The 16,624-nt window shown below is 72.1% G+C and carries 16 protein-coding genes; 7 read left to right on the top strand and 9 right to left on the bottom strand.

Features of this window, described 5'->3' with window-relative positions:
• Positions 1 to 60: 60 nt before the first annotated feature.
• The 3 genes from KME79_RS12770 to KME79_RS12760 are packed head-to-tail and all read right to left on the bottom strand — an operon-like array spanning position 61 to position 3,123.
• On the bottom strand, positions 61 to 1,014 hold the full coding sequence (locus KME79_RS12770) for an ABC transporter permease (RefSeq protein ID WP_219544599.1): 954 nt from the start codon (positions 1,012 to 1,014) through the stop codon (positions 61 to 63).
• Positions 1,001 to 1,978: an ABC transporter ATP-binding protein gene (locus KME79_RS12765; RefSeq protein ID WP_148032382.1), complete on the bottom strand. Its 978-nt coding sequence runs from the start codon at positions 1,976 to 1,978 to the stop codon at positions 1,001 to 1,003. The genes KME79_RS12770 and KME79_RS12765 overlap by 14 nt, the downstream gene beginning before the upstream one ends.
• Positions 1,975 to 3,123 (bottom strand): LolA family protein, encoded by a 1,149-nt coding sequence (locus KME79_RS12760; RefSeq protein WP_219544598.1) that lies wholly within the window; start codon positions 3,121 to 3,123, stop codon positions 1,975 to 1,977. The genes KME79_RS12765 and KME79_RS12760 overlap by 4 nt, the downstream gene beginning before the upstream one ends.
• 127 nt (positions 3,124 to 3,250) lie before the next feature.
• On the opposite strand from KME79_RS12760, the gene KME79_RS12755 reads away from it, so the two are divergent.
• Both KME79_RS12755 and KME79_RS12750 read left to right on the top strand, forming a co-directional pair.
• Positions 3,251 to 3,925 (top strand): response regulator transcription factor, encoded by a 675-nt coding sequence (locus KME79_RS12755; protein WP_148032384.1) that lies wholly within the window; start codon positions 3,251 to 3,253, stop codon positions 3,923 to 3,925.
• Entirely contained in the window at positions 3,918 to 5,276 is a 1,359-nt protein-coding gene (locus KME79_RS12750; protein ID WP_148032385.1) for a sensor histidine kinase, read from the top strand. Before KME79_RS12755 ends, KME79_RS12750 begins: the two co-directional genes overlap by 8 nt.
• Positions 5,277 to 5,424: 148 nt before the next feature.
• On the opposite strand, the gene KME79_RS12745 is transcribed toward KME79_RS12750, so the two are convergent.
• A complete protein-coding gene (locus KME79_RS12745) occupies positions 5,425 to 6,294 on the bottom strand; it encodes a LysR family transcriptional regulator (RefSeq protein WP_148032386.1) in 870 nt (289 codons plus the stop codon).
• 765 nt (positions 6,295 to 7,059) lie between these two features.
• Between KME79_RS12745 and KME79_RS12740 the strand changes: the two genes are divergently transcribed.
• Complete coding sequence (locus KME79_RS12740; protein ID WP_219544597.1) at positions 7,060 to 8,067, top strand: neutral zinc metallopeptidase; 1,008 nt, start codon at positions 7,060 to 7,062, stop codon at positions 8,065 to 8,067.
• A gap of 1,257 nt (positions 8,068 to 9,324) precedes the next feature.
• Positions 9,325 to 10,647, top strand: a complete 1,323-nt coding sequence (locus tag KME79_RS12735; protein ID WP_308248887.1) for an LCP family protein — start codon at positions 9,325 to 9,327, stop codon at positions 10,645 to 10,647.
• Positions 10,648 to 10,715: 68 nt separating this feature from the next.
• Here the strand turns inward: KME79_RS12735 and KME79_RS12730 are convergent, their stop codons facing one another.
• On the bottom strand, positions 10,716 to 11,396 hold the full coding sequence (locus KME79_RS12730; protein WP_219544596.1) for a glycoside hydrolase family 25 protein: 681 nt from the start codon (positions 11,394 to 11,396) through the stop codon (positions 10,716 to 10,718).
• A gap of 213 nt (positions 11,397 to 11,609) precedes the next feature.
• Positions 11,610 to 13,646 carry a spermine/spermidine synthase domain-containing protein gene (locus tag KME79_RS46255; protein WP_219544595.1) on the bottom strand — a complete coding sequence of 679 codons (2,037 nt, stop codon included), beginning with the start codon at positions 13,644 to 13,646 and terminating at the stop codon, positions 11,610 to 11,612.
• Positions 13,647 to 13,829: 183 nt separating this feature from the next.
• Between KME79_RS46255 and KME79_RS12720 the strand changes: the two genes are divergently transcribed.
• Complete coding sequence (locus tag KME79_RS12720) at positions 13,830 to 15,185, top strand: S8 family serine peptidase (RefSeq protein WP_219544594.1); 1,356 nt, start codon at positions 13,830 to 13,832, stop codon at positions 15,183 to 15,185.
• Between the two features lie 7 nt (positions 15,186 to 15,192).
• On the opposite strand, the gene KME79_RS12715 is transcribed toward KME79_RS12720, so the two are convergent.
• Entirely contained in the window at positions 15,193 to 15,630 is a 438-nt protein-coding gene (locus KME79_RS12715) for an ABC transporter permease (protein WP_219544593.1), read from the bottom strand.
• Positions 15,519 to 15,752, bottom strand: a complete 234-nt coding sequence (locus KME79_RS47415) for an ATP-binding cassette domain-containing protein (RefSeq protein WP_372452422.1) — start codon at positions 15,750 to 15,752, stop codon at positions 15,519 to 15,521. Before KME79_RS47415 ends, KME79_RS12715 begins: the two co-directional genes overlap by 112 nt.
• Between KME79_RS47415 and KME79_RS47410 the strand changes: the two genes are divergently transcribed.
• Positions 15,679 to 15,876 carry a hypothetical protein gene (locus KME79_RS47410; RefSeq protein WP_372452423.1) on the top strand — a complete coding sequence of 66 codons (198 nt, stop codon included), beginning with the start codon at positions 15,679 to 15,681 and terminating at the stop codon, positions 15,874 to 15,876. The two genes, KME79_RS47415 and KME79_RS47410, sit on opposite strands and share 74 nt — an antisense overlap.
• Positions 15,873 to 16,304 (top strand): TetR/AcrR family transcriptional regulator, encoded by a 432-nt coding sequence (locus KME79_RS46915; protein WP_308248886.1) that lies wholly within the window; start codon positions 15,873 to 15,875, stop codon positions 16,302 to 16,304. The genes KME79_RS47410 and KME79_RS46915 overlap by 4 nt, the downstream gene beginning before the upstream one ends.
• Here the strand turns inward: KME79_RS46915 and KME79_RS12700 are convergent.
• Positions 16,301 to 16,606 (bottom strand): DUF4190 domain-containing protein, encoded by a 306-nt coding sequence (locus tag KME79_RS12700; protein WP_148032393.1) that lies wholly within the window; start codon positions 16,604 to 16,606, stop codon positions 16,301 to 16,303. The two genes, KME79_RS46915 and KME79_RS12700, sit on opposite strands and share 4 nt — an antisense overlap.
• Positions 16,607 to 16,624 lie beyond the last annotated feature (18 nt).

Here is a 16,624-nt window from a genome sequence, read left to right as displayed (position 1 = left end):
TCGCCCCGTACGCGACCCGTACGGGGCGAAGCCCTTACCCCCGCACCGGCCCTATGGGGGTCAGGACGTGACGTCCTTGCCGGTGAAGTGGGCCCAGGCGATCGAGAGGGACATCACGATGTAGGCGCCGAACGTCAGCAGGCCCTCCGTCAGCGCCCCGGTGTCGATCGGGCTGCGCAGGACCGCGTCGAAGCCGGTGAACCTGGTCGGCAGCAGGTAGGGCGCGATCGCTTCGAGCGCGGGGATGGCCCGCAGCACCTGGCAGGCGATGATCAGCACGACGGTGCCCGCGATCGCCCCGATGGGCACCTCGGTGAACGCCGAGATGGCCAGCGCCACCGCCGCGACCGCCGACAGGGCGAAGCCGACGTAGCCGACGGTGAGCGCGATGCGCAGCAGCCCGTCGGTCATGGTGACGGTGGTGCCCGACAGCAGGACCACGTCACCGGCGGGGAACAGCACGAGCCCGGTCACCAGCGCCGACAGCGCCACGACCGCGGTGACCGCGTACGCGTACACGACCGCGTTCAGGTACTTGACGGCCAGCAGCCGGGTGCGCCCGGCGGGCGCGGCGAGCAGGTAGCGCAGCGTGCCGCCGCCGGCCTCGCCGGCGAGCGCGTCGCCGGCCACCACGCTGACCGCGATCGGCATCATCAGCAGCACCAGGGCCGAGAGCGCGAGGAACGTCAGCATGAGGCTGTTGCCGGCCACGGCGGCGATCATGCCGCCGACCTGGTCGTCCCCGGCGAACAGCCGCAGGGACACGCCCATGATCACGGGCACCGTCGCGAGCGCGGCCAGCATGGCCAGGTTGCGCGGCCGGTGGAAGGTGAGGCTCAGCTCGGAGACGAGTAGCCGCCAGAACGCGCCCGCGCGGCGCCCGGCCTGCGGCGCCAGCGGGGCGGGCCGGTCGGAGGGCTCCTCCGGGCGGCGTTCGACGGTGCTCAGGGTCTCGGTCACGGGCACCAGCCCGGGGGTGCGACGGGTGCGGGTGCCCGTGTCAGCCGTCGACATCGAATCCCTCTCCTGTCAGTCCGACGAACACGTCCTCCAGGCTCGGCCGCACGACGGCGAGCCCCCGTACGGCCACGCCCTCGCCGACGAGGGCGGCGTTGACCCGCTCGGGAGCGTGACCCCCCAGCTCGGCGGTCACGGCGCCGGCGGCGGAGCGCACGTCGGCCAGCCCGAGCGCCGCGAGCACGCGCGCCGCGTCGGCCGCGTCGGGCGTCTCGACGCTGACGCGGGTGGCCAGGCCGCCGCTCAGCGAGGCGATCGTGCCGTCCGCGACGAGGCGGCCGGTGCGCATGATGGCGGCGTGCGTGCACATCTGCTCGACCTCGGCCAGCAGGTGGGAGGAGACGAACACGGTGGTGCCGCCGGCGGCGATCTCCTTGACCAGTGCCCGCACCTCGCGGGTGCCCTGCGGGTCGAGCCCGTTGGTGGGCTCGTCCAGGATGAGCAGCTCGCGCGGCCCGAGCAGGGCGGCCGCGATGGCGAGCCGCTGGCGCATGCCGAGCGAGTAGTTGCGGTAGCGCTTGCCCGCCGCGGCGGTGAGGCCGACGCGTTCCAGCGCCTCGCCGACGCGCCGCCGGACGGTCGCCCCGGAGGCGGTGGGGTCGGCGGCGTCGAACCGGCGCAGGTTGGCCTCGCCCGTCAGGTAGGGGTAGAAGGCCGGGCCCTCGACCAGCGCGCCCACCCGGGGCAGGGCCAGCGCGAGCGGCAGGCCGAGCAGGGAGCAGGTGCCGCCGGTGGGCGTGATCAGGCCGAGCAGCATCCGGATCGTGGTGGTCTTGCCCGAGCCGTTCGGCCCCAGGAAGCCGTAGACGGAGCCGCGCGGCACGGTCAGGTCGAGCGCGTCGACGGCCGTCTGGCCGCCGCGGAAGCGCTTGGTCAGCCCGGACGTCACGATGGCGGCGCCGGGGTCGGAGGGCGGGGCCGCCCCGGTGGGCGCCCCCGCTTCCTGCGCGACGGTCGTCACCTGACGCCCGCCGCCTTCATGATCTCCTCCGGGGTGACCGCGCCGACCAGCAGGCGGCCGTCGTCGGTCAGCAGCACGGTGACGAGCTTCGTCCTGATCATCTTGCCGGAGCCCCAGGTGCCGCTCACCGGGGTGGCCGTCTTCAGCACGTTGTCGAAGAGCGCCCGCGCGTCGGCGCCCTCGCCGCCGGGAGCGCCGGGAGCGCCGGGAGCGCCGTCCGTGTCGCCCTGCGGCATCGCGGCGTCGGCGGGCAGCACCGCGACCGCGGTCCAGCCCTCGCCGCGCACCTTCAGGTCCCCGGCGGTGCGCCTGGCCTCCTCGGCGTGCTCCTGTCGCGCGTCGGACGGCCCGAACGTCTTCTCCTCCACCTTGGCCCCGGCCGGCGGGGTGAAGGCGAAGTTCTCCTCGGCGGGCGGGGTGAAGGTCAGCTGGGTGAACCCGACCTGGAAGGCCGGCTCGGCCGAGCCCTTGGCGAACACCTGGACCCGCAGCGGCACGTAGTGCTCGCCGTCGATGGCCAGGCGCACCTCCTGGACCAGGGACGCGGGGTCCTTAGGGGTGAGCGTGAGCTGGTAGGCCGGGCGGCCCGCGACCTCGGCGGTGTTGCTCACCGAGATCGTGGTCGACTCGTCCACCTGCTCCAGGAGCCGCTGCGCCGCCTGGTCGGGCGTCATGACGGTCGGGGCGGCCGTGGGCAGGCCCTCCCGGGGGTGCTCGCCCTGCAGCTTGACCCTGGTGGCGGTGTTGCTGTCGCTGTCCCAGTACCACACCTGGTCGCCGTTGACGATCACGTTGGTCTCGTTGAACTGGGTGGGCAGCGCCAGCCGCATCTTGTCCTCGTCGCCGTACCAGAGCTTCACCTCGTGGGAGCCGGACAGCAGCGACAGCGGCGAGCCGTCGCCCGTGTCGGGCAGCGCCGGCAGGCCGAGCGAGGCCGTCTGCTGGACGGTGCCGGACATGGGGGGCATGCCCTCGCTCTTCTCCGCCGCCGCGGCGGCGTCGGCCAGCAGCTGCTGGGCCGACCGTTCGGGAAGCACGGGGTCGCCGCTCACCGCGGCGATCACCGGCCCGGCGCCTATCGCCGCGCCGATCACGGCCGCCGCCGCGATCGGCACTCCCCACCTCACGTACGTGCCTCTACGCATGTCACTCCTCAACGGTATGTCGATACACGCAGCCTGCGTGATGCATCCTTAGGCGAACCTGAGACGGGCTGAGATCCCTCTCAGCGTTCTCAGCGGGCTCTCAGCGCACGGACGGGAGAATCGGCACATGCGGGTACTGGTCGTCGAGGACGAACGCCGGATGGCGGCCGCGCTCCAGCGCGGGCTGCAGGCGGAGGGGTTCGCCGTCGACCTCGCCCACGACGGCGAGCAGGGGCTCCACGAGGCGAGACACGGCGACTACGACGTGGTCGTGCTCGACATCATGCTGCCCAGGCTGTCCGGCTACAACGTGTGCAAGCAGTTGCGCGCGGAGGAGAACTGGGTGCCGATCCTCATGCTGTCGGCCAAGGACGGCGAGTACGACATGGCCGACGGCCTCGACCTGGGCGCCGACGACTACCTGACCAAGCCGTTCTCGTACGTGGTGCTGGTGGCCAGGCTGCGGGCGCTGCTGCGGCGCGACTCGGGGCGGCGGCCGGCCGTGCTGGCCGCCGGCGACCTGTCGCTGGACCCGGCGCGGCGGCGGGTGCGGCGCGGCGAGCGCGACGTCGAGCTGACGCCGCGCGAGTTCGCGCTGCTGGAGTACCTGCTGCGCAGGCGCGACGAGGTGGTGTCCAAGTCGGAGATCCTGGAGCACGTCTGGGACACCTTCGACACCGACCCGAACGTGGTCGAGGTGTACGTGGGCTACCTGCGGCGCAAGATCGACGCCCCGTTCGGCAGGAACGCGCTGCAGACCGTGCGCGGCGCGGGCTACCGGCTGGCCGGCGACGGTGGCTGAGTTCCCGGCCGCGCGCCCGTCGGCCTGGTGGCGGCGGCAGGGGTTGCGGTTCCGGCTGACGGTGGTGGCCGTCGCCGTGCTGGCGGTGGCGCTGGCGGTGTCGGCGTCGGTGCTGCTCTCGGTGCTGGACCGGACACTCCTGGCCACCGTGGACGAGTCGGTCAGCCGGCAGGCGCACACCGTGCGGGTGCAGGCCGACGCCGGCACGCTGACCACCCCGATCACCACCCACGACGGCACGATCGTGCAGGTCATCGGCGCGGACGGGCGGATCACGCACGTCACCTACGGCGCGGACCGGCTGGTGCCGCTGCTGGACGCGCGGGGCCGGGCGCGGGCGCTGGAGGACGGGCGGGCCACGTTCGTCGACGGTCATCCGTACGCGATCCCGGCGCAGTTGCGGGTGGTGGTGCTGAGCGCCGACCGCGGGCAGACGGTGATCGCGGCCCGGTCGGTGTCGGAGATCCAGACGAGCGTCCGCACGGCCGGGCGGGTGCTGCTGGTGGGCACGCCGCTGCTGGTGGTGCTGCTCGCGGGCGCCAGCTGGATGATCGTCGGGCGTACGCTGCGGCCCATCACGGCGCTGCGCAGGGGCGCGGCCGAGATCACGCACACCGCCCGGTCGCGCCGGCTGCCGGTGCCGGAGTCGCGCGACGAGGTGCACTCGCTGGCCACCACGCTCAACGACATGCTGGCACGGCTGGAGGAGGCCGAGAAGCGGCAGCGGGCGCTGGTCTCCGACGCGGCGCACGAGCTGCGCAGCCCGCTCGCCAGCATCCGGCTGCAGCTGGAGGTGGCGCTCGGGCACCCGCAGGGGCAGGACTGGCCGGAGACGGCCGAGGGCGTGCTGGAGGACACCCTGCGGCTGTCACGGCTGGCCGAGGACCTGCTGGCGCTGGCCAGGCTGGACGAGCGCGGCGGCGTCCCGGCCCGGCGCGAGCCCGTCGACCTGGACGAGGTCGTGCGGCAGACGGCCGAGCGGTACGCCGAGGTGAGGCTGGCCGCCTGCGACCCGGTGGAGGTGCGCGGCGACGCCATGGACCTCAGCCGGGTGCTGACCAACCTGATCGACAACGCGGTGCGGCACACCGCGTCGAAGGTCGAGGTCGCGCTGACCGCCGACGGGATCCTCACCGTCACCGACGACGGGCCGGGCATCCCGGAGGAGGACAGGGAGCGGGTGTTCAACCGGTTCACCCGGCTCGACACCGGGCGCAGCCGGGACGAGGGCGGTGCGGGGCTGGGGCTGGCCATCGTCCGGGAGACGGTGCGCGCGCACGGCGGCACCGTCCACCTGGAGGACGCCTCCCCCGGCCTCCGCGCCGTCGTCTCCCTCCCCCCGTCCCTCTGAACGGGACGTCCGTCACCGGGGCGTTCACCAGGAGCGCGTCGGCACGACTGCACGCCGACCGGTGTGACGGTGGAGCCTGACGGCGCCTGCCACGTGTCCACGGGGGCACACGGGCCGGCGACGGCGAGGTGCTGAGAATCCGACCGCGCTAGGCGGTCGTGCCCCTCTCGGCGGTCGCCAGGAAGTCCTGGGCGATCAGCGGGAGGCGGCGGCGCGTGTGCACGACGGCGATCACGCGTCTGACGGCGGGCTCCAGCGAGCGGACCACGAGGCCCGCCCTGGCGGCCTGTTCGGCCATCCCGCGGTACCACAGCAGCGACGCCTTCCCGGCGCGCACTGCGTTCAGCCAGCCGTTGCGTTCGTCGGTTTCGAGCACCACGACGGGGCTCACCGAGAACTTGCCGAACATCGCGTCGAGCTCCCTGCGGCGGACGCTGCCGCGCGCGGGCAGGGCCAGGCGCATGCCGTGGAGTCTGCCCATGGGAACGGGGTTGGGGAGTTCGAGCCCGGGCGGGGAGATCAGCACGATCTCCTGGCGCTCGAGCGGGTGGGTGATCAGGTCGCCGGGGACGGGCAGATCGGTCAGGCCGAGGTCGGCCCGCTGGTCCCGGATGGCGCTGACGACGGCCTCACGGCCCTCGCAGCGGACGATGTGCACGCGGACGCCGGGGTGCTCGGAGGCGTAGGCGGGCAACAGCCGCCCCGCCAGACCGGGCTCCAGGCTGGGGGTGGAGGCGATGCGGAGCTCCGCTTCGCCGGCGCCGCCGTGGTTGGCGAGGCCTTCGATCTCGCGGACGGCGTCGAGCGCCTCCCGAGCCAGCTTCACCACGCGGCGACCTTGCGAGGTCACCACTACCCCCCGCCCCGAACGCGCGAAGAGCGTCATTCCGAGCTCTCGTTCCAGATCGCGGATCGCACGCGAAAGCGCAGGTTGTGCGATATAGAGCGACCTTGCCGCGTCAGTCATGGTGCGGTGCTCCGCAGTCGCGACCACATAGCGGAGCTGCTGGAGGTTCATGGCAAAGAACGCTAGGACAACGGCAGGTCCGTGGTCCGGAACATGACTGAGATCACCTCGAATGATTTCGGACCGTAACCGAGTACCGCTACATCCGTGACGGGTGGGAAATCAGTATGCTTCTGCCCCATATTCGGCAAAGGCACGATGTGTGACAGGAGAGGTCGCGCATCTCGGACAACCGAGTAAAGGGGCGACACGGTGACAGGGAACGGGCAATATCCTCCCGGGCCACAGGGGCCAGGACAGCCCCAGAGGCCGCCCTCGCTACCATGGCCGCCGCCTGGCCACCGCCAGCCACAGCCGCAGGGCAACCCATACCCCGGTCAAGGCGTTCCCAATCCTGGCGGACCTCATCCGGGTCAGGGACCGTACCCCGGAGGGGGCGCCCCGCCGCCGGGGCAAGGCCCCTACCCGGGCCAGCCACCGCCCGGCCAGGGGCCGTACCCGGGCCAGGGACCTTATCCAGACCAGGGGCCGTATCCCGGACAGGGACCGCATCCCGGACAGGGCGCACCCCCGGGCGCGGGGCCCTATCCCGGCCAGGGGCCCTATCCGGGCCAGGGCACTCCACCCGGCCAAGGGCCGTACCCGGGCCAGGGCCCGCCGCACGGGCAGGGGGCGTACCCCGGGCAGGGGGGCGGCTATCCGCCGGGCGGCGGGTACCCGGGCGGTCCTCCGCCCCCGCAGGGGTCCTGGCCGGGCGGGCAGCCGTCCTTCCCGCCGCACGGGCAGTGGCACCACCGGCCGCGCCGCAAGTCCGGCATGGGCGTGGTCGGCGTGCTCGGGCTGGTGTGCGGGACGATCGCGGGGCTGTTCGTGCTGGTGATCGTCGGGGCGGCGTTCCTGGGCTCGTCGTCGGGTTCGGACACGACGACGCCGATCGCGCAGCCGACGTACTCCCCGTACGACGAGCCGACGCGGTCGAGGGGCGAGCCGACGAGCAGCCCCACCCGGGACGACGTGCCCACCGAGCGTCCGACCCAGCGGCCCACGCAGGACGACGAGCCGGACGACGACCCGCCGAGGCAGGTGACGCTCGACCTCAGCCTGAAGAACAACACCGTCTACCGGGCCGGCGTGCTGCCCAGGCTCACCTGCCGGGCGGGCAACGTGAGCATCTTCAGCCACAGCCAGCTCAAGTCGCTGATCCTCAAGACCGGTAAGTGCATGGACCAGGCATGGGGCCCGATCCTGCAGAAGCAGGGCATCCCGTTCAGCCCGCCGAGGTACGCCATCGCGGCCAGGAGCGGCAGGGGCGCCTGCGGCGACTACCCCCAGCGGGGCAGCATCGTGCCGTACTACTGCCCGCGCAACAACACGATCTACGCCTCTACCTCGGCCATGGCCAGGGGCAACGGGAACTCGCGCGGCTACGGCCAGATCATCAGCTGGCACGGCGGCATCATCAGCATGATGGCCCACGAGTACGGGCACCACGTGCAGAACCTGACCGGGCTGCTGGACTCCTGGTGGGGTCAGACGCTGGAGACCTCGAACCAGAACGGCAAGCTGGCGCTGAGCCGACGGCTGGAGCTCCAGGCAACCTGCTTCGGCGGGATGTGGATGCGGTCGGTCGCGGCCTCGTACCCGGTGAGCACGAGCAGCCGGCAGCGGTTGTTCTGGTTCTACGGCCAGGTGGGCGACCATCCGGGATACCCGCGTGACCACGGGTCGACGGCGAACAACCACCGGTGGTTCCGGCAGGGCTGGGAGAAGAACAAGGCCTACCAGTGCAACACGTGGGCCGCGCCGTCTTCGGCCACCTCCTGATGGTTACTTGAGGTTCATCTCATGTTGGGCACATGTCTTTGATGTCCATATATGGCGACTAGAATCCTGGCAATCTTGTGCCATCGGGGGGCAAACCCAGCGGGTTATGCCTGGTAGGCGTGCGAAGGAGCCGGTGTGAGCAAACGCGATGGGGTGGACGCCGTGCCCGGAGGCCGGAAACGGCGCCCCCCTCGCCGACCCCGGCCCGCGCCGGGCAATTCCGCCGACCCCTCGCCCGACCCGGCCGCCCCCCATCCGGACCCGTCCGGCGCCGTCGACCCCAGGGCCGCCGAACCGCGAGCCGGCGAGCCGCGGAGCGGGCGGACCCGCAGGACCCGGCGCTCCGGCGACCCGGCGTCAGGCACCCCACGCCCCCGCAGGGACCCCGCGGACGCGCCGGGCCAAACCCCGGACACCCACGAAACCCCACACGCCGGCACCCCCACCCGAGGCGAAACCTCCGCCCGGGGCGAGACCTCCGGCAGAGGCGACCATCTGGCACGGGGAGCTTCCGGCAGAGTCGACCACCCGGTTGGGGGAACCTCCGGCGACCACGGCTCCGCCGGGAGAGGAAGCTCCGGCGGAACCGGCCGCCCCCGCGAAGAGGCGGCCGGGAGAGGTGCGGGCTCCGCTCCGGGCCTGAGCGGCAGAAGCGCGGGCGAAGGCCCTGTCACAGGCGGCTCTGGCCATGGCAGCGTCGGCAGGGGCGTCCACCCCCGCGCCGGCACAGGCAGAGGCTCCGGCAGGAGCGCCGGTGCCGACAGCGGCGGCCCCGGCGGCGGCCCTGGCGCCGGAGACAGTTCCGGCAGAGGCCCTAGCGCCGGAGGTGGTTCCGGCAGCGGCCCAGGTGCCGCCGGCGGCTCCGGAAGGGGCCCAGGTGCCGGCGGCGGCTCTGGCAGCAGGGGCTCAGGTGCGGGAAGGGGCTCTGGCAGAGGCTCAGGGGCCAGTGGCGGCTCTGGCAGAGGTTCAGGGGCTGGAGGCGGTTCCGGCAGGAGCGGTGGCTCTGGCGCCGGGGGTGGCTCGGGGCCAGGTCGTGGCGATGACGGGCGGGCACGTTCGGGCGGCAACCGGAGTGGGGGGATCGCGGGGAGGCTTGCCGGGATCGGTGGGGGGAGCGCGGCGCCGCGGTTCGCGAAGCCGCTCACGCCGGCGTCCATCCTGGGCTGGACCCTGCTGTCGATCTTCGTTCCGGGCGCCGCGCACCTGCGGGCCGGGCACCGGCGCACCGGTCTGGTCCTCGTCGGCGTCTTCGTCGCCGTGCTGCTCGGTCTGCTGGCGTTCGTGCTGGCCAACCTGGACAACGCGGGGATCGTCACGCGCGACAGCGTGATGATGACCGTCGTGGTCCTGGCCTCCGTGGGCGCGCTGAGCTGGTTCGCGCTAGCGGTCTCCTCGTACGTCGCACTCGGCCCGAGCCGGCTCACCCAGCAGGGCCAGATCATCTCCGGCGTCGCGGTAGGACTGCTGTGCGTGGTGGTGATGGCCCCGTTCGCGCTGTCGGCCACGTCGGTCTACACGGTGTGGGACGCGAAGAAGCACGTCTTCAAGAGCGCGGAGGACAACCCGGACGTCGCGCCGATCAAGGAGGAGGACCCGTGGAACGGCAAGGACCGGGTCAACTTCCTGCTGGTCGGCGGTGACGCCGCGGGCAACCGCACCGGCGTGCGCACCGACAGCATGAACGTGGCCAGCGTGCACATCCCGACGGGCGCCACGGTGCTGTTCAGCCTGCCCCGCAACCTGCAGCACGTGCGCTTCCCGCCGTCGTCGCCGCTGCGCAGGCACTTCCCCAACGGCTTCATGGCGGAGCTGCCCAACGGCGGCCTGCTGAACGAGGTGTGGCAGTACGCCAACGACCACCCGGAGCAGGCGGGCGGCAAGAACCGGGGCCCGCGCGCGCTGATGGACGCGATCAGCTACACGCTCAACCTGGACATCGACTACTACGTGCTGATGAACATGTACGGGTTCGCCGACCTGGTGGACGCCATCGGCGGGCTGACCATCCACGTGGAGCAGGACGTCAAGTGGGGCGGCCTGTACGGGACCGCGGGCACGATCAGGGCGGGCACCCGGCGGCTGTCGGGCGAGGAGGCCCTCTGGTACGGCCGGTCCCGGGTGGGCAGCGACGACTTCTCCCGGATGAGCCGCCAGCGCTGCGTCATCGGCGCGTTCGCGCAGCAGGCGACGCCGCAGAAGATCCTGGCGAACTTCAACAGCATCGCCACGGCGACCAAACGGCTGGCCGAGACGAACATCCCCGAGGAACTCCTGGAACCGCTGCTGGACCTGGCGCTCAAGGTCAAGGACGCGAAGATGAGCAGCCTGCAGTTCGTGCCGCCGAAGTACTGGCCGGGCAGCCCCGACTGGGTCAAGATCCGGCGGGCGTCGGCCAAGGCGGTCCAGGACTCGCTCAAGCCGCGTCGCGCCAAGGCCGCCACGCAGGCCGCGCCGACGGCGTCGGCCTCCCCGTCGGTCTCGCGTACGCAGGTGCGGGCGGCCCAGCCGACCGAGACGCCGACCCGCAACTCGCAGAAGGCGAACGAAAGCGCCGAGTCGCTCGACGAGCTGTGCGGATGAAACGACCTCGCCCCGCCTCCCGCCGGTCGGCGGGAGGCGGGGCGAGGTGCGTCGGCGTACCCCGGGGGTCAGCTACGGCCGAGGGCGCGCAGCTGGTCGATGCTCAGCGCGGAGACGTTCTGGTCGACCGGCGCGTCGGAGTACTGGTGGATGGTCCAGGACTTCCAGTCGGCCGGCGTGGCGACCGTGCCCTTGGCCTTGTCGTAGTGGGCGACCCACAGCGGGTACGCGCCCAGGCCCTTGCCGTACTGGTCGGCGAAGGCGTAGCCGCTGTAGAACAGCGGGGTGACGCCGGTCTTGGCCTTGACCCGCTCCAGGAACGTCTTGGCCCACTTGTTCACGTGCTCGACCGACTTGCCGTCGCTGGTCTCCAGGTCGAGGGCGAGCAGGTCGCCCTTCTCGGCGGGCTGGCTGTTCACTACGGACAGGAAGAAGTCGGCCTCGGCGACGGGGTCGTTCTTCGGGTGCCCGAAGTGGTAGGCGCCGCGCACGACCTCGTGCTTGTCGAGTTCCTTCCAGTGGCGGGCGAAGGTCTTGTCCTTGAAGTCCAGGCCCTCGGTGGCCTTGACGATGCCGAAGTCGGCGCCGCTGGCACCCCAGTCGTGGGTGGGCTGGTAGTTGGAGACGTCCTGGCCGTACGGGAGCTCGGCGGCCTGGGCGGGGGCGGTGAAGGCGGGAGCCGCCACGGTGGTGGCGACGGCCAGGGCCGCGGTGGCGCCGAACTTGCGCAGGGTACGGGTGATCGTCATGGTGTTCCTCCAGAGTCGCGCACACTTAGTGATCATTCGTACGCATAGAGCTACGTGAGCACCTCTGCGGGACACGCTGCGGAGCGAGGTGCGCTGGGAGTGGAGCGGCCGCTGTCAGATTGATGGGCGCTCAGATGTTGGTTACAACGGCACGGCTTTCCCAGGCATTCCAAAACCGCAGGTAAAGCCTCACATGGCCGGGCAAACAGGGGCTTACGCGAGCGCCCGCCGGGGCAACAGCAGGAACGCGCCGAGGTAAAGCACGCCGGCGACGATGAGCAGCCCTTGATAGCCGATGACCAGCGCCAGGTACTCCAGGCAGCCGCCGACCATGGCGCCGAGCAGGTTGGCGCCGAAGGAGGTGGTGGCGTCGGCGGTGTCGGCGAACCGCTTGGCGAACACCACGTTCGCGGCGAAGATCGGCAGGAAGGCGACGATGACGGCGGCCACCGCGCGCACCGGCACGGGCAGCGACAGCAGCCACGCGTTCGGCACCAGCCAGGCCAGCAGCAGTCCGGCGAAGAGCACCCCGTACATGACGGGCAGCGGCGGGGTGCGGAAGCGGCGGGTCACCTCGACGGCGGCGAGCACGGCGACGAGCACCCCGGCGAACACGATGGCGTTGACCACCCAGGTGGTGCCGAACAGCAGCGCGAACCCGGTCACGCTCTTGGTCTCCAGCAGCAGGAACGCCACCCCGAGCAGGAACAGGTCGGCGTACGGGCGCATCCTGCGGTACGGGCCGGCCACGACGCGGACGGCGAGGAGGCTGACCGCGAGGATCAGGCCGAGCGTGACGAGGTAGAGCGACGGGATCGTGCGGTCCTTCAGGTAGAGGAAGGGCCGGTCGTCGTCGGCGGGCGGTGGGGTGCCGGCGGCCGCGCCCGCCCAGGGGGCGCCGCAGCGCTGCGCCTCGGGGGTCGCCCCGGCGGTGATGACGGCCTGCTGGCCGGTGGTGCTGACCACGTCCACGCAGGGGGCGTGGCCGAAGGCGCGCTGGGCGGTGGTGGCGAGCCGGTCCACCAGCCAGCTCTCGCGGTAGTAGTTGTACATGGAGAACGCGCCGCCGGGCTTGAGGCGCTCGCGGGCGGCCCGCATGGCCTCCTCGGTGAACAGGTAGCTCTCCAGCCGCAGCGAGCTGGCCCCCGACACGAGCGTGAGCGAGTCGGGCAGCGCGAACAGGATCAGGTCGTACGAGCGATCGGTCTGTTCCAGGAAGGCGCGGCCGTCGGTGACGTGCGTGGTCACGCGGGGATCGTCGTACGGCTTGTCCGGGTGGGTGGAGCCGCCGAGCTCGCGCAGCTTGGGGTCGATCTCGACGGCGTCGACGTGGCGGGCGCCCTTGGACAGCGCGATGGAGACGTCGGTGCCGCTGCCCGCGCCGATGATGAGCACGTCGTCGGGCCGGGCGGCGGCCCGCTCGTAGGGCAGCCCGTACTGGGCCTCCCACTGCAGCCGGGCGTGGGCGGGCACGGCCTGCTGGTGGGGGATGCCGTTGACGGAGATGTCGGTCACCGGCACGCCGAGCTGCTCGAACTGGCGGTGGGTCACCTTGTAGTACGGCGACCAGAGCGCCCCGGCGGTGAGCGTCTCGGCCAGCAGCAGGCCGACCACGGCGAGCGAGGGGACGGCCACCAGCCCGATGTAGGCGGCGCGGGGCCGGGGCACGAGCAGCACCGCGTACGCGGCGGCGGCGAGGATTCCCCAGAAGACGGGCGGCGCGCTGAGGAACGACAGCCCGGTGAACACCGCGATGCCGGTCAGGCTGCCGATGAGGTCGTAGCGGTAGGCCTCCAGCCGGGGCAGCTCGGGGAAGCAGCGCCCGACCAGCTCGGCGGGGCCCATGAGGACGAGCGCGGCGGCGCAGAAGACGATGGGCAGGCTGATCCAGGCGGGCGGCCCGACGGTGGACAGGCTCGTCCAGTAGAGCACCCCGTCGGTGTCGCGGTCGACCGTCACCGGGAACGCCAGCACCACCATGACCAGCCCGAACAGCACGACCGGCGAGTAGTAGGGCTGGGCGGTGGTGCGGCCGACGCGCAGGAACCCGAGCCCGATGCCGAGGAACGAGCCGAGCAGCACGAAGTTGGTGAAGTAGCTCAGGTGCACGATGTTGGAGCCGGTCCAGCGGATCAGCGCCAGCTCCAGGAAGAGCATGAACGCGCTGGCGAGGATCAGCCGGGGCCGCACCGCCAGCCAGTGTCCGCCCGTGCCACCGCTTTCGACGGGCTTGCGCGCCTGAAGCGTCATGGTGACTCAACCTAGTCAACAGATCGCCCGCACGGAAGCCTCACGATTACGCGAGGATGTCGTCCCATTCGTCGCATTTTGCGGCGTTTCCGCAGGTCACAGGCTTGGCAAAACCCTGGACGGCGACGGCGCGATGACGCACGGTAAGGGGGTCGCTCCATCCATACACGCTCGGTGGTGATCATGCGGGTCCTCATCCAACTCCGCCCCTCCCCTGACCTCGTCGCGGCCGTGGCCGACCCCGGCCGCGCCGTGACCACGGCTGACGTCGCGGACGGCCTGCCCGGTGTCGACCTCGACACCGGGTTCGCGCCTGTGGCGCTGCCGCGCCCGGTGCCCGCCACGGGCGGCGATCCGCTCTCGCTCAACCAGCCGCTGCGGTTCTCGATGGCCGCAACGGACGCCTCCGTGCTGGTCCGCGGCACGATCTCCGACGACGAGGTGGCCACCAGGGTCTCGCTGCTGCCCGGGCTGCGTCCCGACGTGGTGGGCGTGTTCTCCGACCCGGTCATCGAGACCTGCCCGACGTGTGGCGGCGACCCACCGGCCGGCACCTGGCGTGACGTGGAGCGGCTGCTGGACGGGCCCCGGATGCGCGCCGAGGGCCTCGACGGGTCCGACGTGCACGTGGCCGTGGTCGACACCGGCGTCAACCTGGACCACCTGAGCGGCAAGCTGGGGCGCGACGTGTGCCTCGACGCCGGGCGGAGCTGGCTGCCGCCGACCGTGCCGGGCACGCCCGGGGAGTTCCCTGTCGACCACGGCACGATGTGCGCCTTCGACGCGCTCATCGGCGCTCCGGCGGCGACCCTGCTCGACCTGCCGCTGCTGCGCTCCACCCGGCCGGGCGGCTCGGTCATGGACGGGCTGCTGTCCGACGCGGTGGCCGCGTTCGCGCACCTGCGCGGCGTGCTCGACGCCCAGCCCGAGGAGTCGCGGGCACTGGTGGTCAACAACTCGTGGGGGTCTTTCTCCCCGGAGTGGGACTTCCCGGTGGGGCATCCGGGCAACTACTCCGACAACGGGGCGCACCCGTTCAACCTGATGGTGGCAAGCCTCGACCAGGCGGGCGCGGACATCCTGTTCGCGGCGGGCAACTGCGGGCGCGACTGCCCCGACGGGCGCTGCGCCTTCCCCGAGCGGCCGATCACCGGCGCCAACTCCCATCCGCGGGTGCTCTCGATCGGCGGGGTGAACGTGCGCGGCGAGCGCGTCGGCTACTCCTCGCAGGGCCCGGGGCGGCTGGCCGAGCGCAAGCCGGACGTGTGCGCGTACACGCACTTCGCCGGCTCCGGCGCGTACGGCGACGAACCCGACTCCGGCACGTCGGCGGCGGCCCCGGTCGCGGCCGGGCTGGTGGCGGCGGTGCGGACGCGCTGGCCCGCCTCACGGCTGTCGCCGGCCCAGCTGCGCGCCCTGCTGCGCCGCACCGCCGAGGACCGCAGCACGGTGGGCTTCGACTACGACTACGGCTACGGCATCGTGGACCCGGCCGCGATCCTGGCCGCGCTGGGGCGGCGGGCCAGGAGCGCGGCCTGAGCCGTCGCTACGCGGCCTGGCGGTTGAACACGCGGGTGCCGACCGCCAGGCCGGCCACGGCGAACAGCGCCGTCACCACCACTCCGGCCAGCACCGTGCCCGTCAGGTAGTGGCCGGCGAACAGCTCGCGCAGCGCCTCCACCGCATATCGGAACGGGCTGACGTACGAGAGCGCGTCGAGCCAGCCGGGGGCCATCGACATCGGCAGGAACGACCCCGACAGCAGCGCCAGCGGGATCACCGCGGTGCTCATCGCGGGCGCGAACAGCTGCTCGTCCATGGTGAGCGCGATCGCGTACGAGAGCGCGGCCATGCTGGTGCCGAGCACCACGATCAGCGCGAGCCCGGCCGGCAACCCCGCGGCGGGGGCGCGCAGCCCGAAGGCGTAGCCGACCGCGACCAGCAGCACGACCTGGACCACCAGCGTGACCACGTTGGTGAGCACGCGGCCACGGTCGCGGTGCCCCCGGTGGGCGGTAGCAGGGTGGTCAGCATGCGCATGGTCGTGGTCTTGCCCGCGCCGTTCGGGCCGAGGAAGCCGACGATCTCGCCGCTCCGCACGGACATGGTCACGTTCCTGACGGCTTCGACGCCGCCGGTGCCGCCGGTGAAGGTCTTGCTCAGACCTGATGTCTCGATCACTTCATCGCCTCCAAAACGACTCGCCCGGCGCGCGGGTTCGACAACGTGACCGTGGCCGAGGTGGCGCGGGCCGCCGACGTGTCGGTGAACACGGTGTTCAACTACTTCCGCACGAAAGAGGACCTGTTCGCCGACCGGCAGGAGTTCGTCGAGAGCCTGCCGGTGGAGGTGCTGCGCGCGCGGGAGAAGGGCGAGAGCGCGGTGCGGGCGTTCCGCCGCGACTTCGTGGCGGCGGTCGAGACCCGGGGGTGGCAGTACGGCCTGCAGGACGGGGCCGACGTGTTCGCCAAGATGGTGGGCGAGAGCCCGTCACTGCTGGCCCGGATGCGGGAGATCCATCAGCAGCGGGAGGAGGCGCTCGCGGAGGCGCTGGCCGACGAGCTCGACGCGGACGCCGACGATCTGGCCCCGCGGCTGGTGGCCGCCCAGATCCTCACCACGGCCCGGCTGCTGTCGGACTACGCCGTGCGGCGCTAGCTGACCGACGCCATGACGATGGCGAACACGATGAACACCCCGTAGATGAGGATGATCCCGCCCATGATGCAGGTGCTGACGATGCCGCAGATCCGGCCGGCCTGCACCATGCCGCGGTTCTCGTACACGTAACCGCTGGCGTCGATCTCCCGCAGCGCCTTGGTGCCCATGTTCCAGGCGAACGGCCCGAGGATCTGGCAGATGACCAGGCTGAGGATGCCCATCACCAGGATGGTCGTCCCGTTGGGGTGCGTCTGCGGTGGCGGGCCGTAGTAGCCGGGGCCGTAGTGGGGATAGGACATGGGTGACTTGACCCCTCG

The sequence above is a fragment of the Nonomuraea harbinensis genome, from assembly GCF_019396385.1.
Taxonomy (GTDB): Bacteria; Actinomycetota; Actinomycetes; order Streptosporangiales; family Streptosporangiaceae; genus Nonomuraea; species Nonomuraea ferruginea.
Note: the sequence above shows the minus strand (reverse complement) of the source record. Positions and strands in the feature narration are given on the sequence as shown.